Source organism: Spirillospora sp. NBC_01491, from assembly GCF_036227065.1.
In the GTDB taxonomy this organism is placed as follows: domain Bacteria; phylum Actinomycetota; class Actinomycetes; order Streptosporangiales; family Streptosporangiaceae; genus Spirillospora; species Spirillospora xylanilytica.
Genome location: NZ_CP109432.1, coordinates 5,013,636 through 5,038,975, shown reverse-complemented (window position 1 = coordinate 5,038,975; position 25,340 = coordinate 5,013,636). Strand labels below are relative to the sequence as shown.

Below are 25,340 nucleotides of genomic sequence, written 5' to 3'. Positions count from 1 at the left end.
GAGCAGCGTACGGCGTCGAACGTGGGGAAGCATCATCCCAGCCCTCACGCTTGTGGCGGGAACCTTGTTCGCGGCGAGCGCGAGCACGGCCCGCGGCACCAGCCTGCGCGATGAGGGACGCACCCGGATCACCGAGCTGATCACCGCCGAGCAGCGCCGCACCCGGCACGAGCGCGATGACTACCAGCGGCTTCGCCGCGAGGTCGACGGGATCTCCCGGCAGGCCGGCCGGCACGACGCCCGGGTCAAACGGGCCCAGGCTGAGGCCGACAGGCTCGCGGCCCGGTCCGGATTCGGCCCCCTGGACGGTCCGGCGATTCGCGTCGCGCTGGACGACGCGCCGCAGCCCAAGACCGGCGAACTGCCCCGCGGTGTCGGCCCGGACGATCTGGTGGTGCACCAGGCCGACGTGCAGGCGGTGGTGAACGCCCTGTGGGCCGGCGGGGCCGAGGGGTTGCAGATCATGGACCAACGGCTGATCTCGACCAGCGCGGTGCGGTGCGTGGGCAATACCCTGATCCTTCAGGGGGTGGTCTACTCGCCGCCGTTCCGGATCACCGCCGTCGGTGACCCGTACCGGTTGCGGGCGGCGCTGGACGCCTCCCCCGAGATCTCGATCTACCAGAAGTACGTACGCGAGTACGGGCTCGGCTACTCGGTCCGCACCGTGCGCAAGGCCCGTCTGCCCGCGTACACCGGGAACGTGACCATGAAGCACGCGACGGTTCCGGACCGGCCGCCGGCGGGCGGCGGCGGCTGAGACGACGTCGAAGGGGGACGCGCGGTGCGGATGGTGATCCGTGGCCTCGGCGAGCTGTGCATCACCGCAGGTCTGGTCCTGCTCCTGTTCGTCACCTACGAGCTGTGGGGGACCGGCCGGTACACCGAGCAGCAGCAGAGCCGGCTCGGCGACGAGCTCGCCAAGTCGTGGCGGTCGCCCCGGGTCACCACCGAGAAGGTGAAGCTCGGCAAGGGGCTGGCGATGATCCGCATCCCCCGGCTCGGGCCGAAGTACCGGTTCGTGGTGATCGAGGGCGTCGACGTGGCTGACCTGCGCAAGGGGCCCGGCCACTACCCCGGGACCGCGCTGCCGGGCCAGGTCGGCAACTTCGTCGTCTCCGGCCACCGGACGACCTACTCGGCCCCGTTCAACCGGGTCGGCGAGCTGCGCGCCGGCGACGAGATCCTCATCGACACCCGGGCGGAGCAGTTCCGGTACCGGGTCACCGGCCGGAAGATCGTCAAGCCGACCGCGGTCGACGTGACCGCGCCCGTCCCCGAGCACCCCGGGCGCAAGCCCACCGAGCGGCTCCTCACGCTCACCACCTGCCATCCGAAGTACTCCGCCGCCGAGCGGATGATCATCTTCGCCGAGCTGGCCGCGGAGACCCGCCGGGCCGCCGCCACCGGGAAGTAGGAGGCCACCGATGTACGCCTGGATCTGGCGGCGGCTGCCGGGAGGGTGGCGGACCAGGGCCGGGATCGCCCTGGCCCTCGTCCTCGTGTTCGCGGCCGTCCTCTGGTACGCGGTCTTCCCCTGGCTGGAGCCGAAGGCGCAGTTCGACCACGGCGTGGTCAACGGGACCCCGGCCTCCCCCACCGCCCCCGCTTCACCGGGCTGATCCACCCTCATTCGCGCGGTTCGCCGGTATGTGGCGAAAAAATCTACTGAAACCCGTAACGTCCGGGGTTGCTGGAACGAAGACCCTATTGAGGGCTTCCGCCATTGCCCCCGAGTGGCGGAAGCCCTCTTTGACGTCCAGGCCCGGGTCCGGTTCGTCCAGACCCGCCCGGTCCGGTTCGATGTGGCGGCCGGCGGTCTCGGCCGGAGCAAGCGAAGGGCCCCGCACCCGTTCCCGGGTGCGGGGCCCTCGGCGTTCGCGGGCTCGCTCAGCCTCAGCCGAGCGGGCCGGTGGCGGGCGGCGTCTCGACGGGCGGGCTCGCCGGCGGGGTCGTCGGCTCCTGCGCCACGAAGATCGTCACCGTCTCGCCCGGAGCGACCGTCGCGTCCGGGGTGGGCACCTGGTCGTACACCAGGCCCGGGGAGACCTGCTTGTCGGGCGGCGGCACGCCCGGCGTCACCTTGCACTTGAGTCCGAGCGCGGAGAGCTTGGCGCAGGCGGCCCGCTGGCTGCTGTTGAACAGCGTCGGGACCTTGATCTGGCTCGGCCCGGCCGACACGTACACGGTGATCTTCGTCCGCTTGGGCTGCTTGCCGCCGGCGGGCGGGTCGGTCCTGATCACGTCGAGCCGCTTGACGGTGTCGTTGGTCTGGATCTCCCGCCTCACCTCGAAGCCCTTGGCCTCCAGGATGCTCTTGGCCATCGCGTACGACTTGCCGGTCACATCGGGGATCTCGACCTCCTCGGGCGGCTTTCGGCCCTTGGAGACGACCAGGTTCACCGCGGTGCCCTCGTTGACCCGCTTGCCCGGCTCGGGATTGGAGCTGATCACGAAGCCGTCGTCGACCTCGGTGCTGAACTCCTCCTCGGTGCTGCCGATCTTGAGCCCGACCTTCTGCAACCGGGCGGTGGCATCCTCCTGCTTGACGTTGACCACGCCGGGCACCGCGACCTGCTTGACCTCGTTGCCCTTGCCGCTGGTCAGCAACCAGCCGATCAGCGCCATGCCGCCGATCACCAGGACGGCGAGGCCGAGCCACAGCGCGACCTTCCGGCCCGCTCCGTCGCGTTCGGGACCCCGGTCGTCGTAGTGCGCCGGGGGCAGGTCGTAGCCGTTGCCGCCGCCCTGGGGCTGCGCCTGCGTGCGCTGCATCCCGTCCGGGACGGCGCCCATCACCTGGGTGCCCTGCGGCTGCCCGGCCATCATCATGGTCGAGGCCGCCGTGGACGACACCGGCTGCCCCTGGAGGACCCGCTGGATCTCCTGCCGGAACTCGTTGGCGTTCTGGTACCGGTGGTCGGCGTTCTTCGCCATCGCCTTCAGCACCATCGCGTCGGCCCACTGCGGGATGCTCGGGTCGACCTGCGACGGCGGGACCGGCTCCTCCCGCACGTGCTGGTAGGCGATCGCGACCGGGGAGTCGCCGGTGAACGGCGGCTGCCCGGTGAGCAGCTCGTACAGCACGCAGCCGGTGGAGTAGATGTCGCTGCGCGCGTCGACCCGCTCGCCGCGGGCCTGCTCGGGGGACAGGTACTGGGCGGTGCCGATCACCTGGGCGGTCTGGGTCATGGTGGAGGCCGAGTCGGCCATCGCGCGGGCGATGCCGAAGTCCATGACCTTGACCTCGTGCCCGCGGGTCAGCATCACGTTCGCGGGCTTAATGTCGCGGTGCACGATGCCGCCGCGGTGGCTGTAGTCGAGCGCCCGCAGGATCCCGTCGGTGATCTCGAGGGCCTTGTCGGGCATCAGCGCGCGGTTCTCGTGCAGCAGATCGCGCAGCGTGCTGCCGTCGACGTACTCCATCACGATGTACGGGATCGAGGTCTCGCCGATGGTGTCCTCGCCGGTGTCGTACACGGCGATGACGGAGGGGTGGTTGAGGGACGCCGCCGACTGCGCCTCGCGGCGGAAGCGGGCCTGGAAGGTCGGATCCCGGGCCAGGTCGGAGCGCAGCGTCTTGACCGCGACCACGCGATCGAGGCGTAGGTCCCGGGCCCGGTACACCTCGGCCATGCCGCCGCGCCCGGCCACGCTCTCGAGCTCGTAGCGACCGCCGAGCAGCCGAGGTTGACTCATGTGTGCACTTTCCCTCGTACGTCTACACCCTGTCCTCCGAACCTAGTCCCCCACTGTCGGTGGGCGAGGGATCAGGGCTCGGAGTTGACGGAGTCGTTGTGCTCCCCGTCGGTACGGGTGTTGGATCTGGGGCGCTGGGAGTCGCCCTGGACGGTTTCCTTGTCGGCTTCGGTGAAGGGGACGTGCCGGTCGGTCTCGGCGTTGTCGTGCGGCTCTTGCCCGCCGGGGACCTCCTGGTCGGGTGGCCCGGCCGCACGACGGTGTGCAGGGGCGGAGTGGCCGGTCTGACCGTGGTCTCGCTGTCGTTCACACCGGCCGGCGCGGACGGGAGTGGATCGCGTTCGTCCCGGACGAGGCTGGCGGGCACCAGCCCCCGCCACATCGAGCCGACCACGATGGCGCCGACCAGCAGGATCCCGGCGGCGACCGAGGTGTAGACGAGCGCCGTGCGCCGTTGCCCGGTCACGCCTCCGGAGGTGAGGCTATCCTCCGCGCCGCCCGCGTCCAACCCCGGCGCCTCGCTCTGGCGGGCAGAAGCGACCTTAGCGGAGGTCTTGACCGGCTTCTTCGCGGCCCTCTTCGGCGACCGCCCGTCACCGGACGCGGCGGCACCCGAGACCGGATGGGCGCCCGAGACCGGATGGGCACCGGACGCGGTGCCGGCCGCAGTGCCGGACGACCGCCGCGCGGCCGAGCGCGGCGGCGGGCTGACACCGGCCACCAGCGCCTCGCGGATCTCCAGCGCCCGGTCAGCCACCAGGCCCGCGCTCCCGGGACGCTCGGCCGGCGCCTTCTCCAGCAGATCGGCGACCAGCTCGCACAGCGCCGCCGGGACCTCCGAGGGCAGCGCCGGCGGCGCGTCCCGGACGTGCTTGAGAGCGATCTCGACCGGGGTGTCGCCCTCGAACGGCGGCCCGCCGGTCAGGCACTCGTAGGCCACCACGCCCAGCGAGTACAGGTCGGCGGCCGGCGTGATCTCCTGCCCGGACGCCTGCTCGGGCGAGATGTAGTGCGCGGTGCCCATGACCATCCCGGTCTGGGTCTGCGAGGCCATCGCCAGCCGCCGCGCGATCCCGAAATCGGTGATCTTCACGGTGCCGTCCGCGGTGACCATGAGGTTGGCCGGCTTGACGTCGCGGTGCACGATGTCGGCGGCGTGCGCCGCCGACAGGGCCTCCGCGACCTGCGCGATCAGGTCGAGCACCGCCGGCGGGGCCAGCCCGCCGGTGCGCTCCAGGATCTCGGCGAGCGGATCGCCGGGCACCAGCTCCATCACCAGGTAGGCGCGGTCGTCGTGCTCGCCGAAGTCGTAGACCTGCGCGATCCCGCCGTGCCGCAGCGCCGCGGCGAACCGGGCCTCGGACCGGAACCGGCCCTGCACCGACCGGTCCTCCATCAGCTCCTGGCGCAGCAGCTTGATCGCCACGTCCCGGGCCAGCGCCTGGTCGACGGCGTGCCAGACCTCGCCCATCCCGCCGGTGGCCAGCCGCTCGAGCAGCCGGTACCGGTCGTTCAGGACGAGGCCGGCGTTCACTTCTTCAACACCTGAGCCATGATCGACGCGGCGATCGGGCCGGCCCCGGAGGCGCCGTCGCCGACGCCCTCGGTGACGACGGCGAAGGCGTACCGCGGCTTCTCGATCGGGGAGAACCCGACGAACCACCGGGAGTTGGGATTCCCGGCGCCCTGCTCGGCGGTACCGGTCTTACCGGCGATGTGCTGCCCGGCCAGTTTTTTGGCGGTGCCCTCGCTGACCACCGCGCGCATCATGTCGGCGAGCTGGTCGGCGGTGTCGGCCTTCATCGCCTGCGAGAACATCGAGGGCGAGGCGTTGTAGATCTCGCTCTGGTCCGTGGCCCGCGCCTTCTGCACCAGGTACGGCTTCATGATCTTGCCCTTGTTGGCGACGGCCGAGGCGACCATCGCCATCTGGAGCGGGGTGGCCCGCACGTTCTCCTGGCCGATGCCCGAACGGGCGGTGCCGTCCTTGCCGGTCGGGATGTCCTTCTGCGTGCGCGGGTCGAACACCGAGACCGGCACGTCGCTCTCGGCGGCCGCCACGTCCGGCTCGACCATGACCTTGCGGTTGAAGCCGAACTTGGTCGCGCCCTGGTTGAGCTGCTCGATGCCGAGCTTCAGTGCCAGTTCGCCGAAGGTGCTGTTGCAGGACTCGGCGAAGGCGCCCCTCAGCGGGGCCTGGCTGCCGCAGTTGCCGGTGTCGTGCGAGTTCGGCAGCGGCTTGCCCGACTCCGGCAGGATGAGCTGCCCGGTGTTGACCACGCTGGAGCTGGAGAGGCCGAGCTGCTCCATCGCGACCGCCGCGGTCACCGTCTTGAAGGACGAGCCGGGCGGGAACGTCTGGCTCATCGCGTTGTCGATCAGCGGCTTGATCACGCCCGGCGCGCGGTCGAGCTCGGCCAGCCGCTTGCCGCCCTTGGTCTTCTGCTGCGGCGCCACCTCGTTCGGGTCGAACGAGGGGTAGGAGGCCAGCACCTGCACCGCTCCGGTCTTGATGTCGACCACCGCGGCGCCGGCCCGCCGGGACGTGCCGGCCTTCAGCCGCTGGTACGCGGTCTGCTGCGCGGCGGTGTTGAGCGACAGCTCCAGGTTGGCGCCGTCGGGCTTCTTGCCGATGAAGGTGTCGAACCACCGCTGGTGGGTGATCCGCTTGTCCTTGCCGGTCAGCATCGAGTTGTAGGCCAGCTCGACCTTGGTCGGGGAGCCGTTGAAGTACCCGGTCACCGGCGCCCAGACCGGGCCGTTCTTGTACGTGCGCCCGTACTTGGGGGAGTCCTCGTTGGTTTTTGGCGAGTCGACGAGCACCTGCCCGTCTGCGATGATCCTGCCCCGCGGCGTCTTGAACACGTCCGCGTACTTGCGCGAGTTGAGACTGTCGCTCTGGAGGTCCTCGGCCTGGCTGCCCTGGACGTAGTTGACCTGCGCCATCAACCCGAAGAGCAGCAGCAATCCGAAGATCGCCACGCGCCGGATCGGCTTGTCCATGTTCATCGGGCCTCGCTCCGCTCGTCACCGAGCACGTCGGTGCTCATCCGGCCTCGCCCCGCTCGTCGCCGAGCGGGTCCGGGAGGGCGCGGGCTCATTCGGTCCCGCTCCGCTCGGCGCCGAGCGGGCTCGGGAGGGCGCTGCTCGTGTTCATGGGCGGGAAGTCACCTCGTACTCACGATCTGGGTCATGCCCTCGTCCTGGATCGCCTGAGGGGCGGGCTTGCGGGCGTCGTGGCTCATCCGGACCAGGATCGCGATCACGATCCAGTTGGCCATCAGGGACGAGCCGCCCTGGGACAGGAACGGCGTCGTCAAGCCGGTGAGCGGGATGAGCCGGGTGACGCCGCCGACGATCACGAAGACCTGGAGGGCCACCACGAACGACATGCCGCCCGCGAACAGCTTCAGAAAGGGGTCGCGCGCGGCGACGGCGGTCTTCATGCCGCGCTGCACGATCAGGGAGTAGATCAGCAGGATCACCATCAGGCCGGTGAGGCCGAGTTCCTCGCCCATCGAGTCGAAGATGAAGTCGCTGAACGACAGCGGCGTCCGCCAGGGTTCGCCCTGGCCGAGGCCGGTGCCGAGGACGCCGCCCTGGCCGAGCGCGAACAGGCCGTTCATCAGCTGCGCGCTGTCGGAGTACTCGCCGCCGAGCTGGTCACAGGCGTAGTAGCCGGGAGCGATCTGCCCGGTCTGCCTGGCCTTCTCGGTCTCGCCGGCCTTCTGGTAGTCGGCGACCTTCTGGTCGAGGACCTGCTTGTACTTGATGAAGGTCTCGGAGCCGGGCTTGACCGTCTCGACCTTGCCGCTCTCCAGCAGGCAGCCGCCGTCGTAGTACGGCTTGGGGTTCTGCCAGATGTCGATGCGCTGGTTGACGTGGCCCATGAAGGGCAGCAGCGTCGCGACGAACACCCCGACCGCCAGCAGCCCGACACCGATCATTACCCAGGACGCCCGCTGCGTGGCGATGTAGAGCATCGACACGAACAGGCCGAAGTACAGCAGCGCGGTGCCGAGGTCCTTCTGCATGAACAGCACGCCCAGGCAGAAGATCCAGATGACCACGATCGGGCCGAGGTCGCGGCCCCGGGGGAGGCTGAACGGGCCGACCTTCTTGCCGATCAGCGACATCGCCTGCCGCTTGTTCACCAGGTAGCCGGCGAAGAACACCACCAGCAGCAGCTTGGCGAACTCGCCCGGCTGCACCGAGAAGCCCGCGACGTTGATCCAGACCCGGGCGCCGTTGATCTCGGCGCCGATGCCCGGCACGATCGGCAGCAGCAGCAGGATGACCGCGCCGAGGCCGATCAGGTACGTGTAGCGCTGCGCGGTCTTGGGGGTGAAGGAGAGCGGCGCGTCGCTCTTCTCGGTGTCCCGCATGATCAGCAGGGCGATCACGAACAGCGCGATGCCGATGAACGTCCACATGAGCTGCGTAGGCGCGTTGGCCTCGTCCTCGAGCAGCTTCTTGCCGGTGATGGCCGCGTTGGCGACGGCCTTCCTCTTGTCGAAGCTGGTGTCCAGGTCGAGGCGGTAGATCATCGCCAGGCCGAGGCCGTTCAGCGCGACGGCGAGCGGCAGCAGCAGCGGGTCGGCGTACGGCGCGAACTTGGACTGCACCAGGAACGCGGCGAACGCCAGCACCACAAGGCCGCCGCCGTACAAGAACATGCCGGCCGGGAGTTCGCCGTCACGGGCGAGGCCGACCTCGGCGAAGGCCGACAGCGTCAGCACCATCGCGAAGACCAGCAGGGCCAGCGAGGCCGCGCTGCGGCGCTGGTAGGGCAGGTGCGCCCGGATCTGCTCCCCGATCGAAGCCATCTACTCGCCCCCTCCGGAGGACGGACAGCCCTGCGGCGTGGAGGTCTTGTTGGACTTGCAGGCGGTGCGGTGCTCGCCCAGCTCGGTCAGCTTGGCCTCCGCCGCGGCCCGGGTGGGGAAGACCAGAGCGCCCTTGGTGATCTGCTCGCGGTCGCCGTTGGGCAGGTCGGCGACCGGGATGGAACTGTCCTTGATCTTGGTCTCGCCGCAGTTCTTCTGTCCCTTGCCCTTGGTGATGACGACGTTGCCGTTGCTGCCGGGCTCGACCGTCAGGGCGTACTTGCAGACCATGTTCTTGAGGTCCTGGACCGCGCCGGGCCCCTTCACCCTGAAGGTGTTCTTGACCTCTTGCTGCTTGTCCTCGGGGAGGTCGGCGACCAGGATCGGCGGCTTGGGCTGGTCCTTGGGGTCGGCCTCGCGCGACAGGCTCAGCCCCGGAATCTTGTCGGTGGTGCCCCGGTAGAGGACGACCTTGCCGCCCTCCTCGCCGATGTAGTAGCCGCCGCGCACGTACTGGAGGGCCACGACACCGACCGCGACGATGCCCACCACGGCCACGCCGGCGACGACGATGAGCCACGTCCACTTGCGCCCGGAGCCGCGCTTGGCCCTGCGGCCGGACTGCGGCTGCGCCATGGCGCCCTGCGGCGGGGCGCCCGGCATCGGATCGTTCAGCGGGGCGGGCGCGGGCGGCGGCATCTCGTCGACCGCCACCGGCGGTTGCGGCATCGTGTCGCGCAACTGCGCCGCGCGGCCCGCCGGGGTGTCGGCCGAGCCGCCCGAGGAACCGGGCCCTCCGCCGGACGAATCCGGCGGCGCGGCGTTGGCCGCCGCGCCGACCGAGTGCCCGGGGCCGCTGGTCGGCTGCTGCCGGCTCAGGTCGACGACGTCGGCCACGACACACGTGATGTTGTCGGGGCCGCCGCCGCGGTTGGCCAGGTCGATGAGCTGGCGCACCGCCTGGTCGGGCTCGTCGACGTCGGTCAGCACCTGGAAGATCGTCTCGGCGGTGACCACGCCGGACAGGCCGTCCGAGCACAGCAGGTAGCGGTCGCCCTCCTTGGCCTCGCGCAGCGAGAGGTCGGGGTCGACCTCGCCGCGGCCGTCGAGCGCGCGCAGCAGCAGCGACCGCTGCGGGTGCGTGGCCGCCTCGTCGGGGCTGATCCGGCCCTCGTCCACCAGCGACTGCACCAGCGTGTGGTCGTGGGTGATCTGGAACAGGCTGCCGTCGCGCAGCAGGTACGCGCGGGAGTCCCCGATGTGCACCAGCGCGATCTGGTCGTCGGCCCACAGCATCGCGGTCAGCGTCGTGCCCATGCCCTGGAGCTTGGGCTCGGTCTCGACGATGCGGTGCAGGTTGTCGTTGGCCGTCTTGACCGTCTGCTCCAGCGCGGCCAGCAGCTCGTTCGCGGGCAGGTCCTGGTCGAGCTTGCGCAGCGCGTCGATGGCGGCGGCACTGGCGATCTCGCCACCGACGTGCCCGCCCATCCCGTCGGCGACCGCGAGCAGGTGCGAGCCCGCGTACGCCGAGTCCTCGTTGCCCTCGCGCAGCATGCCGACATCGGAGCGCGCGGCGTATCGGATTCCCAGAGTGGTCATTTGCGCAGCTCGATCACGGTCTTGCCGATACGGACCGGTACGCCCGGCGGCACCGGCATCGGCCGGCTCACCTTCGTGCGTCCGAGGTACGTCCCATTGGTCGAGCCGAGATCTTCCACGATCCACTGACCGTCCTGCGCATAAAGTCGGGCATGCCGGCTCGAAGCGTAGTCGTCGGTCACCACGAGCGTGGCGTCATTGGCCCTACCGATCGTGATGGGCACGTCAGTGAGATCGATGACCATACCCGTCCGTTCGCCCTGGACGACGACCAGCTTGGTCGGGGCGCCCCCGCGCGCCGGCTGGGCGCGTGGTGGCTTGGGCTGTCTCGCCGCCTTCGCGGGCCGCGGCTGAGCCGCCCGCGTGGCGGCCTTCGTGGCGGCCTTCGAGCCGAACAGGTCGGCCCGGATCACGCCGACGGCCGCGATGACGAAGAGCCACAGCACCGCGAGGAACGCCAGCTTGATCAGCGTAAGGGTGAATTCGGACATCGGAGTCGGGGTTACTCCCTATCGCGGCGGAACACAAGGGTTGTCCGGCCCATCGTGACGCGGGAGCCGTCGACGAGAGTGACCCGTCTGATCGGCTGTCCGTTCACGAATGAGCCGTTGGTCGACCCTAGATCCACGAGGACGATTTCGGGACCTTCTACGCGGATCTCGGCATGGTGCCGGGACACGCCTGGATCGACGAGTCGCAGGTCGCAGTCGGTGCCGCGACCCAGCAGAGTGACCGGGGTGTTGACCTCGTACGTGCGTTGAGTCGCGTCGGCCCCCTCCAGCGCCGTGGTGACCAGCAGCCGGGGATGTCCGCCGAAGACGCCTCCCCGCCCCCCCTGGGGCACGTCGCTCACCGGCTGGCGGATCTCTCCGCCCTCCACGGTCGAACCGCGGATCACGCCGGATCGGATGCGGAACATGCCCGTGGCGAGATCGCCGGCGTTCTCGAATCTGACCCGCACCGGACCGACGAAGGAGTACCCCTGCTCCTTCGCGTACTCGCGTGCGAGGTTGGCCAGCTCCTGGCTCAGGCTGTCGGCGTACACCTGCAGCCGCTGCCCGTCCTGCTGGGAGATCTCGACGACGAAGTCGTTCGGGACCAGCGTGCGGCCCTGTGCCACGATCGCCGCCCGATCATCCATCTCGCGCTGAACAGCGCTGGCCACCTCGACCGGCTGTAGCTCGGACTTGAAGGCCCGGGCGAAGGCTCCTTCGACCATGCCCTCGAGCCGTCGCTCGAAGCGCTGAATGACGCCCACGGGCACCTCCCTTCCCCACTCCTAGACGATCGTATCGGTGTGAAGGTTCGCTCGAAGTATCTGGATACCTAACCACTGCTCGGACCGTGCTAGCCTTTTTGAGCACCCGAGAGGGGCGCGGCACCCGGGCGGGTGGCGGAACGGCAGACGCGCACGGTTCAGGTCCGTGTGTCCGAAAGGACGTGAGGGTTCAAATCCCTCCTCGCCCACTCAGGGGTACCGACGAAAGTCGTAGCCCCACAGTGACGAAGCAGCCCCGAAGCTAGCAAGCTTCGGGGTGTTTGTCGTTACGGAGGCCAGTCTTCGTGGCCGCAGGAACCGAAGGGGCGGGCGCTCGCAAGAGTTGCTCGGCCCTTGGGTCTGGTTTGTGGTGGCGCTGAGAGCTCAGGCTGCGGGCGGGTGGTGTGCCCGGCAGGTGTCCGGCGGCTTGGGTGTCTTGTGCCGGGCTCGGCGGTGGGGTCGTCCGTCGGGGCCGGGGGTGGCGCCAGGCCGACGTCGGCCGCGCGAGCGGATACTCGGCCTCGACGATCTCCCGCCCGGAAACGGGCCGCCGAGCCGGAGCGGACCTGCAGATGCTGCGCCGGGTCGCCGACACCGTCCGCATTCCGCCTGGTGTTCGGTGTTGGCGAGAGTGGTGCGCTCCACGCCTTGGCGTGCAGTACCTCGACGGCCGCGTTGGCCATCACGGGCGCCACCGGGAACGTCGGTGGGCAGTTGGCCGCTCTACTGGCCGTCGCCGGCGAGCAGGTGACCGCTCTGTCGCGGCGGGCCCTGGAGCTGCCGGACGGTGTCCGTTACGTTCGGGCCGACCTTGGTGCCCCGGCAGGCCTGAAGAGCGCCTTCAACGGAGCCAACGCACTGTTCTTGCTGGTGGCCGGTGACGACCCCGAGGCTGTGCTGGACGCCGCCCGCTCCGGGGGCGCCCGGCAGGTTGTCCTACTGTCCTCCCAGGGCGCCGGGACCAGGTCTGACACCTACCGGTACCTGGTCGTTTTTGAGGAAGCCGTCCGCCGGTCGGACCTGGAATGGACGATCCTCCGGCCCAGAGGCTTCCACTCCACCGCCTACGCGTAGGCGGTTTGTCGTTTTCGGCGATGCGGTGATTTGTCAGTCGCTGTGCGCGGGGCCGGTGAGGCCGTGTCGCAGCAGCCCGGTGAGGGTGTCGATCGCCTCGTCGTCGGTGAGGGAGCGGCCGATCGCCTCGCTCTTCCCGGTGAGCCAGACTGCGCAGAACCCTTCCAGCAGGGCGTTGAACGCTGATGCCAGGACGGCGGGGGCGCCGGGCAGGTCGAACCCGGCGGTCTGGAGCCGCTGGAGGTGTTCGCGCATGGTCTGCAGTTGGGTGTGCCGGATCTGGGTGAGGCGCTCGGCGAACTCTGGGTCGACCAGTGCGGCTTGGCCGAGCGCCTGGATCTCGGGCAGGTGCGCCTTGTAGGTGTGCCAGTACGTGGCCACCCGGGCGCGCAGGGCGGGCTCGGTCGACAGGTCGTCGCCGGCCTCATGGACGGAGAGTTCCCGGCCGGCTTGGGCGAGCCAGTCGGACAGCAGCGCCTGCAGTACGTCCTGCTTGCCGGTGAAGTGCTTGTAGAAGGAGCCCGCGGAACGTCCCGCCTCAGCCGTGATATCGGAGATCTTGGCGTTGAGGTAGCCGCTGCGGGCGAACACGCGGCGGGCGGCCTCCTTCAGGGCGATCTCGGTCTGCGCGGCCCTTTCCTTCCGGCTCGCAGGCGTCGGTTCGGATGCGGACACATGGCCCCCTTGACAGACGGGTAATATTGGATGAATCTTAGTTCATCGAATCTTGATTCACCGAATCATTGTTCATAGACAGTGTGACTCACTGGGAGGGCGGGACCATGGGCAAGGCGCGCAACGGCGACATCGAACTCGCCTACGAGACCTTCGGCACTACGCAGGGCGCGCCGTTGCTGCTGATCAGCGGTACCGGGGTGCAGATGCTGGTCTTCCCCGAAGACTTCTGCAACGCGCTGGTCGACCTCGGCTTCCAGGTCGCCAGGTTCGACAACCGTGACACCGGCCAGTCCACGCACCTGACCGGTATGCCGGCACCTGGCTGGCTTACGACCATGACCCGCCCCTCTTCGGCGCCGTACCGGCTGAAGGACATGGCCGAGGACGCCCTTGCGGTGCTGGACGCCCTCGGGTGGCGGTCCGCGCACCTGGTCGGTACCTCACTGGGCGGAATGATCGCTCAAACCCTCGCCCTCCGGCACCCGACCCGGGTGCACACCCTCACCTCGATCATGTCGACCCCCGCCGCCCGGATCGGCACCATGCCCAGGATCGCCACCCTGAAAGCGATCATGAAACTCTCCACCGTGCCGGTCACCAGCCCGGACCAGGCAGCCCAAGAGGCAGTCGCCATGAGAAAGCTCATCGGCTCCCCGCGCTACCCCTTCGACGAGAAGGAGGTGGGTGAGCTCGGCCGACGCTCCTATGAGCGCCATCCCGGCAGTCCCGACGGCGACGCGCGCCAACGCGCCGCGGTCACCGCCTCCGGAGACCGGCGCAGGGCGCTGGCCACGCTACGCATCCCCACCCTCGTCCTGCACGGCGAGGACGACCCGGTCATCCGACCCAAGGCCGGACAGGCAACCGCGGCCGCCATCCCCGGGGCACGCCTGGTCACCTATCCCGGCATGGGCCATGACCTGCCCCGCCAGCTCTGGCCGTCCATGCTCGAGCAGCTCCGGGCCCTTGCCTTCACGCATTGATAGATCATCTCGCGCCCGAAGCTTGAAGATCATCAAGAGTTCCGTTGCAGGAGTCCACACGGTCCCGATGTCGTGTCGGCAGAAGACCACGTCGGTGACGTGGATGCCGAAACCGAAGGTGTCCGGACACCGCAGTTCGCCGACCAGTCGGCGTCGGTGGCGTTCGGGCTGAGCCGGATCGCCGTCGCAGACGGTGGACCACTCCGGGTGGTGCACCTGGAACGGTGACACGAACGCGTCGCCGAAAGGCGAGCAACCGCGTGCCGCGCACCGGGTGCAGCAGGACCGGGGCCAGAGGAAACGAAAGGGGGCCGAAGCTTCGTCTCAGAGAAGTGGAAGATGATCTCGCTTGGCGTGGAATCCGAGGCGGATAAGACCCCTGCGGCGCTGCTGGTCAGGGAGTTTCGTCGGTAGCCCACTCGACTGCTCTGGGGTACCGACGAAAGTTGGCCCTTAGAGTGACGTAACAGGCCCTGGAGTGGCAAGCTCCGGGGCCTTTGCTGTTGTGGGCGGTTCCCGCTTGGTACTTGGGGTGTGTTCGGACGTGCCAGGGCCGGGCGGCTGCGGTAGCCGCCCGGCTCTGACGCTTGAAGGCACCGCCATTGCGCGACTCTCCGCAGGCCCGAGCCACAGCCGCATCCCCGTGGCCACAGAGACCATAGGGTGAGCCCGCCGCCGTAGGCGAGATCGTCGACGCGGCCAGCATGGAACGCTCAGCGGTCTCCCACCAGCTGCGTCGGCCTGGCCTGGTCGTCGGCGACCGGGGCGGGCAGCGCATCGTCCACCGGCTCCACGACCACCACGTCACCGCCCTGCTGGACGAAGCCGTTCAGCACAGCGAGCACTCGCCGGCCGACCGGCGGCCGATCGAGGACCTGATGGCCAAGGGTCCCCTGGGCCGCCGTCTCGTCTTCGTGACCGACGACGGCGACGCCGCCTTCGAGCACATCCGATCCGCGGCCCGAAGGCGGCACCCTCCTGCGCTGGAGTGTCCCGGTCGATCAGGGCCGCGCGGAATAGAGCGCTCGGCTCCGCCCGCTCAGCCGGGAAGGAGATCCAGACCGTCGCGCGTGGTGAAGCGTTCGAAACCCGACGTCCGCCAGGCGGAATGGTCTCGGGTGACGGCGAGCGCCTCGATGCCCGGCCACGCCTCCGCCCAGGCGCGCGCGTCCGCGCCCATGACGAACGCCGCCGTGGCGAGGGCGTCCACGTCGGTGAGATGCCGCCCGACCAGAGTGATCGACGCCAGGGCGGTGGCGGCCCGCCCGGTGCGGGCGTCGATGATGTGGCGGCCCCGTTCGGCCGTCCCGGACGTGGCGACGGCCAGATCGCGGCCGGAGACCACCGTGATCAGTTCGCCGGGCTCCAGCGGGTCGGCGAGTCCCACCCGCCAGGGTTCCCCGGGCGCGGGTCCACCGCACAACTGGACGTCGCCGCCGCCGTTGATGTGGTGGTCGGGCAGCCCCGCCTCGGTGAGCAGGGCGGACGCCCGCTCGATGGCCCACCCCTTGACCAGTCCGCTCGGGTCGAGCCGGCCCCGAGGCGCGACGGAGAACCTGCCCGCGGTGGCGGCGGCCATGGTCTCGCACCGGTCGAGCACCTCGGCGACTTCGGGGTCGCAGCCGGCCACGGTGATCTCGCCGCGGGCGAGGCGGCTGATCTGGCTGCCCGGCCGGTAGGTGGAGAAGACCGCGTCGACGTGGTGCAGCCAGCCGGTGGCGCGCTCCAGCGCGGCGGTGACCGCCGGGGCGTGCGCCGCGGGTGCGGCGCCGTCCTGGCCGGGGACGCGGATGTCGAACGAGAACACCGTGCCCATGACGCGCTCGACATGGCGGATCGCCGGCCGTTCACACATGCGCCTTGTCCAGCGCGCTCTGGAGGGACGCGGTGTAGCCCTCGCTGGTGTACGTGGCGCCCGAGACGGTGTGGATGCGGGCGTTGCCCGTCGCCAGCGCCTCCCGGGTGAGCTTGGGCACCGCATTGGCCGCGAGCTTCCGGTCCTTGCTGTTCTCCGATGGGAGCCGCAGCGTGCGGACCGCCGTCAGATGGCCTTGGGACACGGTGATCTCGACCTGGACCGGCCCGTACTCCGTTTCGATGCTCTGCCCCCGGAACACGCCGTGCGCAGGCTTTCCCTGCGCTGCTCCGCCTCCTGGGGTCGGTGGGGCGGGCGGCGGGGCGGGTGGCGGCGCCGCGACCGGGCTGTGATGCGGTTTCAACGACAGGAGCAGGGCGATGCCCGCGGCGGAGGTGCAGGTGATCAGAGCGGCTCGGCCCAGCATCGGTCCTCCTCAGAACTCGAACGTCTCGTGGCGGATGTCGCGCCGCCGCACTCCGGCCGCCTTCAGTGCGTGCTTGGCCGCCGCCGTCATCCCGGGCGGACCGCACAGGTAGACGTCGCGTTGTAGGAGATCCGGGACGAGTGCGCGGAGCTTCTCCGCGGTCAGAGAGAGTGAGTGGGCGGCGGGCTCGTCCACGAAGTAGTGCGCGCGGGTCCCGCGGTCCGCGGCGATCGCGTCCAGTTCGCCGCGCAGCGCCAGGTTCTCCGGGCGGCGGGCGAGGTAGACCAGGATCACGTCGCCGGGCAGCGTCTCGAACAACGCCCGCAGCGGAGTGATCCCGACGCCGCCCGCGAGCAGCAGCGACTTGTCGTGGTGGGGACGGGCCCCGGTGAAGGCGCCGTAGGGCCCCTCGGCCCACACGCGGGTCCCCGGCCGAAGCGCGGCCAGCGCGCGGCTGTGGCCCCCGGCGTCCTTGACCGTGATCCGCAGATGGTCCTCGCCCACCGGCGCCGACAGCGAGTACGGGTTGGCCGACCAGCGCAGGCCGGGGGCAAGGAAGCGCCAGCGGAAGAACTGTCCGGGCTTGGCCCCCATGTCTTCCAGATGCTGTCCGGACATGTACACCGACACCACCTCGGGCGCCTCAGTGCGCACGCCGGTCACCCGCAGGTCGTGCCGAAGCCCGCGCCGGATCGGGACGACGAACCGGAACCAGACGAGCGCCAGGGCGACCGAGACGTACAGCGCGTACCAGACTGCCCGGGCCCAGGCCGAGTCCACGAACTGGGCACCGGTCGCGAGCTGGTGGAAGAACACCAGGAAGACCGCGATGTAGGTGGAGAAATGCACAAAGTGCCAGATCTCGTACCGCAGCCGGCTGCGCGCCACCCTGGCCGAGGTGATCCCGACGACGAGCAGCAGCAAGAACCCGACCGTCGCCTTCAGCATGTCGGGATAGTCGAAGAGGATCGTGCCCGCCTGCTCGATGACGCCGGTGCCCGCGGTGATCGCATACCCCCAGATGATCAGGAGCGCGTGCACGATGATCAGCGAGATCGTGTACCGGCCGCCCAGCGCGTGCCAGCGTGCCAGCCGGTCGGTGCCGACGCCGTGTTCCAGCGCCGGGATCCGGCTCATCAGCGCCAGCAGCACCGCGCATCCGTACCCGGCCAGCAACCCGGTGATCCGGCCGGCGTTGGTGAGCCAGCCGTCCAGGCCGGCGACGGCGGGAGTGCTCTGCCACCACAGGACGAGTACCAGCGCCGCGCCACCGAAGATCAAGATCAGCGGCCAGGAGGACGGCAGCCGCCGCATTCGGCGCAGAAGGATCGCCCCGAGGCTGGAAACACGCTCGCCCGCTCTGATCGAACCGGTCGCGGTCATCGCAAGCCTCCACATTCCCGATGGCCGGATGGCGCTGGGCGAGCCCGAGCCCCGGCGATGCGACCACCCTGCCAAGGCGACCTCTGTTATCCCTCTGAGACGATGGCCCTGGCACCCCTTGGACCGTTTTCGGAGGAAACGCAGAGGTCGGAGGCTGGAGCACGATGAGAAACGCCGACGATCACGCTCGCGCGCTCGGGGAGTTGCGGAGGACCGACGGCGGACCGGTCCGCGCCCTCGTCGTCGACGACGAACCGGACCTGGCCGAGGTGCTGTCGCGGATGCTGACCCAGGAGGGCTGGGCGGTACGCACCGCCGTCGCCGGTGTCCGCGCCCTGGAGATCGCCGCCGAGTTCCGGCCTGACGCCGTCGTCCTGGACGTGATGCTGCCCGACCTCGACGGCTTCGAGGTCCTCCGGCGGCTGCGTTCCGAGGCGCCTGAGGTGTGCGTGCTGTTCCTCACCGCGCGGGACGCCGTCGAGGACCGGATCGCCGGGATCACCGCGGGTGGCGACGACTACGTGACCAAGCCGTTCAGCCTGGAAGAGGTTCTCGCCCGGTTGCGCGGCCTGCTGCGCCGCGCGGGCATGGCACGCCGGGTCGGCGACGCGGACCTGCTCACCGTCGGCGCGCTGACCATGGACGAGGACGCCCGGGAGGTCACCCGGGACGGCACCGTCGTCGAGCTGACCCCGACCGAGTTCGAGCTTCTGCGCTTCCTCATGCGCAACCCGCGCCGGGTGCTGAGCAAGGCCCAGATCATGGACCGGGTGTGGAGCAACGACTTCGGCGGGCAGGCCCACGTGGTCGAGCTCTACATCAGCTACCTGCGCAAGAAGATCGACGCGGGCCGGCAGCCGATGATCCACACCGTGCGCGGGATCGGATACGTGCTCAAACCGGCGGCGGGATGAGGATCGGCGCGGCGGCGCGGGACGCGCTCGTCGCCCGGCTCACCGGCGGCACGATGTTCCGGACCGCCATGGCACGCACCGAGGCGGAGCAGGCCGTGCCGTTCACCACCGGCGACCGGGCTCGCCCGGCCGCCGTCGAGCCCGACGGCGGGGCGAGTGCTGGGCGGGCGGCTCGCCGACCTGATCGGGACCGAGCGGGTGGTGCTCGCCGGCCGGCCTGCGGCCGATGACCGAACCGGGCCGCGGGCCGCTACTGGGTCTCCTGGACGAGGGTGGCGGCCTGGCCGGAGAAGCGCACGTTGACGTTGTGCGGCGAGGTCTTCGCCCAGTCGTCGAATCCGTCGATGCCGCACCTGGAGGACTCGGCGGGCGGGGCGGAGCCGTCCGGGCACTGGCCCCCGGCGACGATCACGGTGGTGCTGTCGGCGGTGAAGAAGACGACGTCGCCGACGGTGAACTTGCCCGGCGCGAGGTAGCGCAGCCGTCCCCACTTCGACCCGATCTGCTGGCCGCCTTGCGCGACGGGAGTGTGCTGGGCTGTCGGGGCGCCCGAACCGCCCGAGTCCCCAGGGGCGGAGGTTTCGCCCGGAGCGGAGGTGCCGCCCGGCGCGGGCGCGGAGTCGGTGGGCGACGAGGGCGCCGCCGCGGAGTTGCCGCCGCCATCGCCGATGCCGCCGCAGGCCGTCAGGCCGAGCGCCAGTGCCGCCGTCACCCCGGTGATCGCGATCTTCCGCATGGGGCCTCGCTCCCGTCCTCGGTGCGCGATCTTCGTGATCGCGCTGTGCTGGGTGAGATGCCGGCGTGGGCCGGCGGGTTGGCGCGTCGGGATGTGATCAATCCGACCCGGTGCGTTCCGAACCTGCGGGCCGGTACGGGCGTCCGGATGTCCCGGCGGCTAGAGAAGTCGCGCAGTCCCGGATCCTTCTCGCGCGGCCTGTGCGGCCGGGGCGGGGGGAACGCAGCCGCGCCGAAGACGCTCAGGGCCGTCAGACCTGTTGGTCTGACGGCCCTGTCCGGCCGGTTCATGGTCACGCCTTGTTGAAGGTGTTCTTGGCCCAGAGGTAGGAGACGACGGCGATGCCGACGCACCAGGCGGTGGCGATGGCGGCGCTGTTGCCGATCGGGGTGCCGAGGAGGAGGCCGCGGACGGTTTCCATGATCGGGGTGAAGGGCTGGTACTCGGCGAACCAGCGCAGGGCGGTGGGCATGGAGTCGGTGGGGACGAAGCCGCTGCCGAGGAAGGGGAGCAGGATCAGGGGCATGGGGGCGTTGCTGGCGGACTCGGGGGTCTGGGCCTTCAGGCCGAGGGCGACCGCCAGCCAGGTGATGGCCACCACGAACAGGGTGAGCAGGCCGGCGGTGGCGAGCCACTCGACGGCGGTGGCCTTCGGGTCGAAGCCCATGACCAGGGCGACGCCGATCAGGACGGCCATGCCGAGGAGCTGCTGGATCACGGCGCCGACGACGTGGCCGGTCAGGATCGACGGCCGCCAGATCCGCATGGTCCGCAAGCGGGCGATGATGCCTTCGGTCATGTCGCTGGCGACCATGACCGCGGTTCCGGTCGCGGCTGTCGCCACGGCCATGAGCAGGATGCCGGGGACGACGTAGTCGACGTAGGCCCCGCGGCCGCCGCCCAGGCCGGCGCCGAGGGTGCCGCCGAAGACGTAGACGAACACGAGCAGGAGGATGACGGGGGTGGCGACCAGCTGGATGGTCATGGAGGGGTAGCGGATGAGGCGTTTGAGCTGGCGCCGGATCATGGTGGACGAGTCGCGTGCGGCGAGGGCGAGGGTGCTCATCGGTTGGTCTCCTGCTTCTGGCCGGTGAGGGTGAGGAAGACGTCGTCGAGGTCGGGGGTGTGCACGCTGAGGTCGGCCGGTTCGATGCCCGCCGCGTCCAGTCGGGTGAGCAGTTCGCGCAGTGCGGCGACACCGCCGTCGGAGGGGACCTGGAGCGTGAGCCGGTCGTCGTCGGACGGGTCCACGAAGCCGCGGCCGAGCGTGCCGAGCGCGTCCTTGAGCGTGTCGTCGTCGGTGAACCGCAGCGACACGTGGCCGCCGGGGATGAGCCGCTTGAGCTCTTCGGCGGTGCCTTCGGCGATCAGCCGTCCGTGGTCGAGGAGGGCGATGCGGTCGGCGAGCTCGTCGGCCTCCTCGAGGTACTGGGTGGTGAGGAAGATGGTGACGCCGCTCGCGACGAGTTCGCGCACGATCTGCCACATGGAGCGCCGGCTGCGCGGGTCGAGGCCGGTGGTGGGCTCGTCCAGGAAGATCAGGCGGGGGTCGCCGACCAGGGTCATCGCCAGGTCGAGCCGGCGCTGCATGCCGCCGGAGTAGGTCGCGGCGGTCTTGCCCGCGGCGTCGACCAGGTCGAAGCGCTCCAGCAGCTCGGCGGCCTTGCGCTTGCCGTCCTTGCGGGGCAGGTGGTGCAGGTCGGCCATGAGGAGCAGGTTCTCCTCGCCGGTGAGCAGCTTGTCGACGGCCGAGTACTGGCCGGTGACGCCGATCGCGCCGCGCACGTCGTCGGGCTGCCGGGCCAGGTCGAACCCCGCGATCTGGACGGTGCCGCCGTCGGCCGCGATCAGGGTGGACAGGATCTGGACGGTGGTGGTCTTGCCTGCCCCGTTCGGGCCGAGCAGGGCGAAGACGGTGCCTTGCGGGACGGTCAGGTCGATGCCGTCGAGCACGACCTTGTCGCGGTAGGACTTGCGCAGCCCGTTCGCCGCGATGGCCAGGTCCTTCATGGGGGGCTCCTAGGAGAAGGGGTGCGGGTCAGAGACTGCGGGCGGTGATGTCGCCGTAGGCGGTGGTCGCGCGGATGTCGAGCTGGGCGGAGCCGTCGTTCTTGAGCGCGTTGCTGACGCGGCCGTAGGAGGTGCCGGCGTCCAGCGAGGCCGAGACGCCGGGGGCGGCGCCGACCGAGATCGCGCCGTGCCCGGTGCGCAGGGTGACGGTGCCGCTCACGGCCTCGGTGATCCGGATGTCGCCCTTGCTGGAACTGATGTCCGCGGGGCCGCCCAGGCGGCCGACCTCGACGTCGCCCGCCTCGATGGTGAGGCGGACGCTCGCGGCCTCGTCGATCTTGATCTGGCCGTGCGCGCCCTTGAAGGCGATGTCGCCGAGCCGTCCGACGACCCGGAACTCGGCGCTGGCGGCCTTGGCCTCGATGTGCGACCCGGCGGGCAGTTGGACGGCCACCTCGACGGATCCGGAGGCGCCGAACAGCTGGTTGGTCTCCGGGGCGTGGATCCGCAGGACGCCGTCGCCGTACTCGACCGTGATCTGCTCCGCGGCCTTCACGTCGCGGCCCTTGGAGGCGTTCGCGGGCCGGACGTCGACCGCGGTGTCGGCGCGGTCGGCGGCGATGAACTGCACGCGCCCGGCGGGGATGTTCAGGACGGCGGAGATCGGTGCTGTGGTGTCGAACTTCTGCATCGTGCTCTCCCTGCGGCTCTTCGTTTCGAACAACGCAAAAGCTACGTTGCTTTCCAAATTCGTTCAAGCAACTCGTTGCGACTCAACTTCATTCATGCAGGTCAGAGCCATGGAATCGTTGCAGTGGAGGTGAAGGCTAACGCAATTCCGAGAGTCGTCGTTGCGATGAGATGCCGGTGAACGCTAAGGTGAAGACCTCAGGGAGCATGAAGGAGAACGCGATGCCCGCAGGCAGGCTCACCCAGCAGGACCGCCAGCAGATCGCCGTGGGGCTGGCCGACGGCCTCGCCTATGCGGAGATCGCCAGACGGCTCGATCGTCCGACCTCGACGATCACGCGTGAGGTGATGCGCAACGGCGGTCCCACCGCCTACCGCGCCGACCTGGCCCACCGCGCCACCGAGCGCCGCACTCAGCGGCGCAGGCAGGCCGCGCCCCGGGGGGCGGAAGCGCCCCCGCAGGTCCACGGACGCGACGCCGAGGCCGTGCGCGAGTTCGAGGAGACGTTCACCACCGTCATGATGGCCTCCGGCCTGCCCAAGATGATGGCCCGGGTGCTGGTCTGCCTCTACACCATCGACTCCGGCAGCCTCACCGCGTCCGAGCTCGCCCAGCGCCTCCAGGTCAGCCCGGCGACCATCTCCAAAGCGATCGCGTTCCTGGACGGTCAGAACCTCGTCCGCCGGGAACCCGGCGAACGCCGCCGTGAGCGCTACTTCGTCGACGACGACCTCTGGTACCAGGCGATGGTGGCCAGCGCCCGGTCCAACACTCAGCTCGTCGAGACCGCGCGCCAAGGCGCCGGCATCCTCGGCCCTGGCACCCCGGCCGCCGTCCGCCTCGAGAACGTCGCCCGCTTCCTCGACTTCGTCGGCGAGAGCATGACCCGCGCCTCGGAGCAGGCCCGCGAAGTCCTCTACACCAACACCGAAGCGACCTCGGACGGCACTGCCGACCCAAGTTCGGACCGCGGTTAGACGGCCGACGCGAGAGCGCGGAGCCGGACGGCGAGCTGGTCAGGCGGGAGTGAGTTCAGGCAGGGCGAAGAGGCCCGACAGGCGGCTCAGCGCCTCGGGCACGGCCCGGTAGTACACCCACGTCCCGCGTCGCTCGCCTTCGATCAGCCTGGCCTGGCGCAGCACCTTCAAATGGTGGGAGATCGTCGGGCCGGTCAGCTCGAACGGGCCGGTCAGGTCGCACACGCACGCCTCGCCGCCCTCGTGCGAGGCGATCAGGTTCAGCAGCCGGAGCCGGACCGGGTCGGCCAGCGCCTTGAACACCCGGGACAACTCCACCGCCTCAGCCTCAGCCATGACCTGCCCGGTCAGCGGCGCGCAGCAGGCCGGCGCGGTCTCGTCCTCAAGCTCCGACTCGGACATGGCTCTAATTTGACATCTATCTATCCAGCGGGGCAAACTCGCGGCTACTTAGACAAGTATCGAAACAGCGGGTCGGATGAAGAGGCCGCGCACCCGGATCACCAGCCCCGCCCCGCGCGAAGCGGCCGGGTCCAGGTGCAGGGATGAGGAGATCTTCGTGAGTGAGAACGAGCAGTCCGGCTCCCAGGACGATGCCGCCGGCGGTGGGCTTCCGGTCGTGGTGATCGGGGCCGGGCCGATCGGGCTGGCCGCCGCGTCGCACCTGGCCGAGCGCGGCCGGGACTTCATCGTGCTGGAGGCCGGGGACACCGCCGGTGCGGCGGTCTCGCAGTGGGGACACGTCCGGCTGTTCTCACCGTGGCGATACGACACCGACGCCGCCGCCCGTCGCCTGCTGGAGCCCACCGGATGGGCCCTGCCCGCCCCCGAGGCGCTGCCGACGGGCGCCGAGCTGGTCCGCGACTACCTCGCGCCGCTCGCCGCGGTCCCCGCCCTCGCGAGCCGGATCCGCACCGGCACCCGCGTGGTCGCCGTGTCCCGGCAAGGTGTGGACGCCACCCGCACCATCGGCCGCGACGAGCATCCGCTGCTGGTGCGCACCCTCGATGCGGCCGGACGGGTCCGCGACATCACCGCCCGTGCGGTCATCGACGCCTCGGGCACCTGGGGCCGTTCCAACCCGCTCGGCCATTCGGGGCTGCCCGCGCCGGGCGAGGAGCAGGCGGCGCCCTACCTCACGGGGCCGCTCCCCGACGTCCTGGGCCGCGACCGTGACCGCTTCGCGGGCAGGCACAGCCTGGTCGTCGGCATGGGCCATTCGGCCGCCAACACCCTGCTCGCCCTGGCCGAACTCGCCGAGGCCGAGCCCGGGACCCGCATCACCTGGGCGGTGCGCGGCGATTCGGTCGCCCGGCTGTACGGCGGCGGCGACGCCGACGGACTGCCCGCGCGCGGCGCGCTCGGCTCCCGGCTGAAGAAGGCCGTCGACGCCGGTGCGATCGAGCTGATCCGTGCCTTCACCATCACCGGCTTCGCCGCCCCCGCGGGAGGCCCGGCGGCCGGGTCGCTCACCGTCTCCGGCACGACCTCCGCGGGTGAGCGCCTGATCTCGACCGCCACTGTGGTGGCCGCGACCGGATTCCGGCCCGACCTGGACATGCTGCGCGAAGTCCGCGTCGAGCTCGATCCCGCGACCGAGGCGCCGGTCCGGCTCGCGCCGATGATCGATCCCGACTTCCACTCCTGCGGGACCGTCCCGCCGCATGGCGAGCGCGACCTGGCCCACCCCGAGTCCGGTTTCTACATCGCCGGGATGAAGAGCTATGGCCGCGCCCCGACGTTCTTGATGGCCACCGGATACGAGCAGGTCCGTTCCATCGTCGCCGCCCTGGCCGGGGACCGGGCCGCCGCCGACGCCGTCGAACTCGACCTGCCCGAGACCGGCGTGTGCTCCACCGACCTGCCGGGTGAGGACGAGGCCGGCGGCGGCTGCGGCAGCTCCTGCGGCACCGAGCCCGCGACCCTGGCCGAACCTGTGGACGAGGTGGCGGACGGCCTCACGGCCGAGTCCCCGTGTTGTGGCTCCACTCCGCAGCCGGTCTCCATCGGCGCCCCCGCCGATGCCGGACTGGGGTTCGCCACCGGACGCCTTCATGGCCGCTCCGGTGACACTGGACGCACTGAAGCCTGATCCGGCCGTCCGCCCGGAGTTCACGTGAACCGCGCTTTCCGCGCCTCGGCGGCGACCTCGGCCGCCTGGGCGGGGTGGGGGCAGGTCGCCGGGCGCCTCGGCTACGCCGCACTTGTCCCGTGACTCAGCCCGTCAACG

At 70.4% G+C, this 25,340-nt stretch carries 26 protein-coding genes, 1 tRNA gene and 1 pseudogene; 11 read left to right on the top strand and 17 right to left on the bottom strand.

The window, feature by feature from the left end:
- The first annotated feature begins 52 nt into the window (after positions 1 to 52).
- The 3 genes from OHA34_RS23510 to OHA34_RS23500 are packed head-to-tail and all read left to right on the top strand — an operon-like array spanning position 53 to position 1,622.
- On the top strand, positions 53 to 760 hold the full coding sequence (locus OHA34_RS23510; RefSeq protein ID WP_329518927.1) for a DUF881 domain-containing protein: 708 nt from the start codon (positions 53 to 55) through the stop codon (positions 758 to 760).
- Between the two features lie 30 nt (positions 761 to 790).
- Positions 791 to 1,417, top strand: a complete 627-nt coding sequence (locus tag OHA34_RS23505) for a class E sortase (protein ID WP_329522438.1) — start codon at positions 791 to 793, stop codon at positions 1,415 to 1,417.
- Between the two features lie 10 nt (positions 1,418 to 1,427).
- Positions 1,428 to 1,622 carry a hypothetical protein gene (locus OHA34_RS23500; protein WP_285939513.1) on the top strand — a complete coding sequence of 65 codons (195 nt, stop codon included), beginning with the start codon at positions 1,428 to 1,430 and terminating at the stop codon, positions 1,620 to 1,622.
- 274 nt (positions 1,623 to 1,896) lie between these two features.
- Here OHA34_RS23500 and pknB read toward each other — a convergent pair whose 3' ends face one another.
- The 7 genes from pknB to OHA34_RS23465 form a co-directional block, all read right to left on the bottom strand.
- Entirely contained in the window at positions 1,897 to 3,699 is a 1,803-nt protein-coding gene (gene pknB / locus OHA34_RS23495; protein WP_329518926.1) for a Stk1 family PASTA domain-containing Ser/Thr kinase, read from the bottom strand.
- A 22-nt stretch (positions 3,700 to 3,721) separates the two neighbouring features.
- The gene (locus tag OHA34_RS23490) at positions 3,722 to 5,233 is read right to left on the bottom strand and encodes a serine/threonine-protein kinase (RefSeq protein ID WP_329518925.1); all 1,512 of its coding nucleotides are present in this window, start codon (positions 5,231 to 5,233) and stop codon (positions 3,722 to 3,724) included.
- Complete coding sequence (locus OHA34_RS23485; protein ID WP_329518924.1) at positions 5,230 to 6,708, bottom strand: penicillin-binding transpeptidase domain-containing protein; 1,479 nt, start codon at positions 6,706 to 6,708, stop codon at positions 5,230 to 5,232. The genes OHA34_RS23490 and OHA34_RS23485 overlap by 4 nt, the downstream gene beginning before the upstream one ends.
- Before the next feature lie 158 nt (positions 6,709 to 6,866).
- Positions 6,867 to 8,525, bottom strand: coding sequence for an FtsW/RodA/SpoVE family cell cycle protein (locus OHA34_RS23480; RefSeq protein WP_285939517.1), 1,659 nt, complete (start codon positions 8,523 to 8,525; stop codon positions 6,867 to 6,869).
- Positions 8,526 to 10,124: a Stp1/IreP family PP2C-type Ser/Thr phosphatase gene (locus OHA34_RS23475; protein WP_285939518.1), complete on the bottom strand. Its 1,599-nt coding sequence runs from the start codon at positions 10,122 to 10,124 to the stop codon at positions 8,526 to 8,528. It abuts the gene before it with no gap.
- On the bottom strand, positions 10,121 to 10,615 hold the full coding sequence (locus OHA34_RS23470) for an FHA domain-containing protein FhaB/FipA (RefSeq protein ID WP_285939519.1): 495 nt from the start codon (positions 10,613 to 10,615) through the stop codon (positions 10,121 to 10,123). Before OHA34_RS23470 ends, OHA34_RS23475 begins: the two co-directional genes overlap by 4 nt.
- Before the next feature lie 11 nt (positions 10,616 to 10,626).
- Positions 10,627 to 11,382 (bottom strand): FhaA domain-containing protein, encoded by a 756-nt coding sequence (locus tag OHA34_RS23465; RefSeq protein ID WP_285939520.1) that lies wholly within the window; start codon positions 11,380 to 11,382, stop codon positions 10,627 to 10,629.
- Positions 11,383 to 11,508: 126 nt separating this feature from the next.
- Between OHA34_RS23465 and OHA34_RS23460 the strand changes: the two genes are divergently transcribed.
- The 3 genes and pseudogenes from OHA34_RS23460 to OHA34_RS23455 all read left to right on the top strand — a co-directional run bounded on the left by OHA34_RS23460 (position 11,509) and on the right by OHA34_RS23455 (position 12,456).
- Positions 11,509 to 11,591 (top strand) — tRNA-Leu (locus OHA34_RS23460).
- Between the two features lie 195 nt (positions 11,592 to 11,786).
- Positions 11,787 to 11,981: pseudogene (locus tag OHA34_RS38565) on the top strand (helix-turn-helix domain-containing protein); the annotation flags it as partial.
- Between the two features lie 13 nt (positions 11,982 to 11,994).
- Positions 11,995 to 12,456: an SDR family oxidoreductase gene (locus OHA34_RS23455; RefSeq protein WP_443029588.1), complete on the top strand. Its 462-nt coding sequence runs from the start codon at positions 11,995 to 11,997 to the stop codon at positions 12,454 to 12,456.
- Positions 12,457 to 12,489: 33 nt separating this feature from the next.
- Here OHA34_RS23455 and OHA34_RS23450 read toward each other — a convergent pair whose 3' ends face one another.
- Positions 12,490 to 13,131 carry a TetR/AcrR family transcriptional regulator gene (locus OHA34_RS23450; protein ID WP_329518922.1) on the bottom strand — a complete coding sequence of 214 codons (642 nt, stop codon included), beginning with the start codon at positions 13,129 to 13,131 and terminating at the stop codon, positions 12,490 to 12,492.
- A 107-nt stretch (positions 13,132 to 13,238) separates the two neighbouring features.
- Between OHA34_RS23450 and OHA34_RS23445 the strand changes: the two genes are divergently transcribed.
- Both OHA34_RS23445 and OHA34_RS23440 read left to right on the top strand, forming a co-directional pair.
- Positions 13,239 to 14,117 (top strand): alpha/beta fold hydrolase, encoded by an 879-nt coding sequence (locus tag OHA34_RS23445; protein ID WP_329518921.1) that lies wholly within the window; start codon positions 13,239 to 13,241, stop codon positions 14,115 to 14,117.
- A 99-nt stretch (positions 14,118 to 14,216) separates the two neighbouring features.
- Positions 14,217 to 14,345 carry a hypothetical protein gene (locus OHA34_RS23440; protein WP_329518920.1) on the top strand — a complete coding sequence of 43 codons (129 nt, stop codon included), beginning with the start codon at positions 14,217 to 14,219 and terminating at the stop codon, positions 14,343 to 14,345.
- A gap of 485 nt (positions 14,346 to 14,830) precedes the next feature.
- On the opposite strand, the gene OHA34_RS23435 is transcribed toward OHA34_RS23440, so the two are convergent.
- The 4 genes from OHA34_RS23435 to OHA34_RS23420 all read right to left on the bottom strand — a co-directional run bounded on the left by OHA34_RS23435 (position 14,831) and on the right by OHA34_RS23420 (position 17,782).
- Complete coding sequence (locus OHA34_RS23435; RefSeq protein ID WP_329518919.1) at positions 14,831 to 15,064, bottom strand: hypothetical protein; 234 nt, start codon at positions 15,062 to 15,064, stop codon at positions 14,831 to 14,833.
- 92 nt (positions 15,065 to 15,156) lie between these two features.
- On the bottom strand, positions 15,157 to 15,972 hold the full coding sequence (locus OHA34_RS23430) for an FAD:protein FMN transferase (RefSeq protein WP_285939521.1): 816 nt from the start codon (positions 15,970 to 15,972) through the stop codon (positions 15,157 to 15,159).
- Positions 15,965 to 16,399: an FMN-binding protein gene (locus OHA34_RS23425; RefSeq protein ID WP_285939522.1), complete on the bottom strand. Its 435-nt coding sequence runs from the start codon at positions 16,397 to 16,399 to the stop codon at positions 15,965 to 15,967. The genes OHA34_RS23430 and OHA34_RS23425 overlap by 8 nt, the downstream gene beginning before the upstream one ends.
- A 9-nt stretch (positions 16,400 to 16,408) precedes the next feature.
- Positions 16,409 to 17,782 carry a ferredoxin reductase family protein gene (locus OHA34_RS23420; protein ID WP_329518918.1) on the bottom strand — a complete coding sequence of 458 codons (1,374 nt, stop codon included), beginning with the start codon at positions 17,780 to 17,782 and terminating at the stop codon, positions 16,409 to 16,411.
- A 164-nt stretch (positions 17,783 to 17,946) separates the two neighbouring features.
- On the opposite strand from OHA34_RS23420, the gene OHA34_RS23415 reads away from it, so the two are divergent.
- Positions 17,947 to 18,696 (top strand): response regulator transcription factor, encoded by a 750-nt coding sequence (locus OHA34_RS23415; RefSeq protein WP_329518917.1) that lies wholly within the window; start codon positions 17,947 to 17,949, stop codon positions 18,694 to 18,696.
- A gap of 250 nt (positions 18,697 to 18,946) precedes the next feature.
- Here OHA34_RS23415 and OHA34_RS23410 read toward each other — a convergent pair whose 3' ends face one another.
- The 4 genes from OHA34_RS23410 to OHA34_RS23395 form a co-directional block, all read right to left on the bottom strand.
- Entirely contained in the window at positions 18,947 to 19,432 is a 486-nt protein-coding gene (locus OHA34_RS23410; RefSeq protein ID WP_285939525.1) for a hypothetical protein, read from the bottom strand.
- Between the two features lie 292 nt (positions 19,433 to 19,724).
- Positions 19,725 to 20,498, bottom strand: a complete 774-nt coding sequence (locus OHA34_RS23405) for an ABC transporter permease (RefSeq protein WP_329518916.1) — start codon at positions 20,496 to 20,498, stop codon at positions 19,725 to 19,727.
- Positions 20,495 to 21,442, bottom strand: coding sequence for an ATP-binding cassette domain-containing protein (locus OHA34_RS23400; protein ID WP_329518915.1), 948 nt, complete (start codon positions 21,440 to 21,442; stop codon positions 20,495 to 20,497). The genes OHA34_RS23405 and OHA34_RS23400 overlap by 4 nt, the downstream gene beginning before the upstream one ends.
- Positions 21,443 to 21,470: 28 nt before the next feature.
- The gene (locus OHA34_RS23395) at positions 21,471 to 22,133 is read right to left on the bottom strand and encodes a DUF4097 family beta strand repeat-containing protein (protein WP_285939528.1); all 663 of its coding nucleotides are present in this window, start codon (positions 22,131 to 22,133) and stop codon (positions 21,471 to 21,473) included.
- A 221-nt stretch (positions 22,134 to 22,354) separates the two neighbouring features.
- Here OHA34_RS23395 and OHA34_RS23390 point away from each other — a divergent pair, with 221 nt between their 5' ends.
- Complete coding sequence (locus OHA34_RS23390) at positions 22,355 to 23,110, top strand: GbsR/MarR family transcriptional regulator (RefSeq protein WP_285939529.1); 756 nt, start codon at positions 22,355 to 22,357, stop codon at positions 23,108 to 23,110.
- A gap of 39 nt (positions 23,111 to 23,149) precedes the next feature.
- Here the strand turns inward: OHA34_RS23390 and OHA34_RS23385 are convergent, their stop codons facing one another.
- Positions 23,150 to 23,512, bottom strand: coding sequence for a metalloregulator ArsR/SmtB family transcription factor (locus OHA34_RS23385; protein WP_329518914.1), 363 nt, complete (start codon positions 23,510 to 23,512; stop codon positions 23,150 to 23,152).
- A 157-nt stretch (positions 23,513 to 23,669) separates the two neighbouring features.
- Here OHA34_RS23385 and OHA34_RS23380 point away from each other — a divergent pair, with 157 nt between their 5' ends.
- Entirely contained in the window at positions 23,670 to 25,202 is a 1,533-nt protein-coding gene (locus OHA34_RS23380; RefSeq protein ID WP_329518913.1) for an FAD-dependent oxidoreductase, read from the top strand.
- Positions 25,203 to 25,340 lie beyond the last annotated feature (138 nt).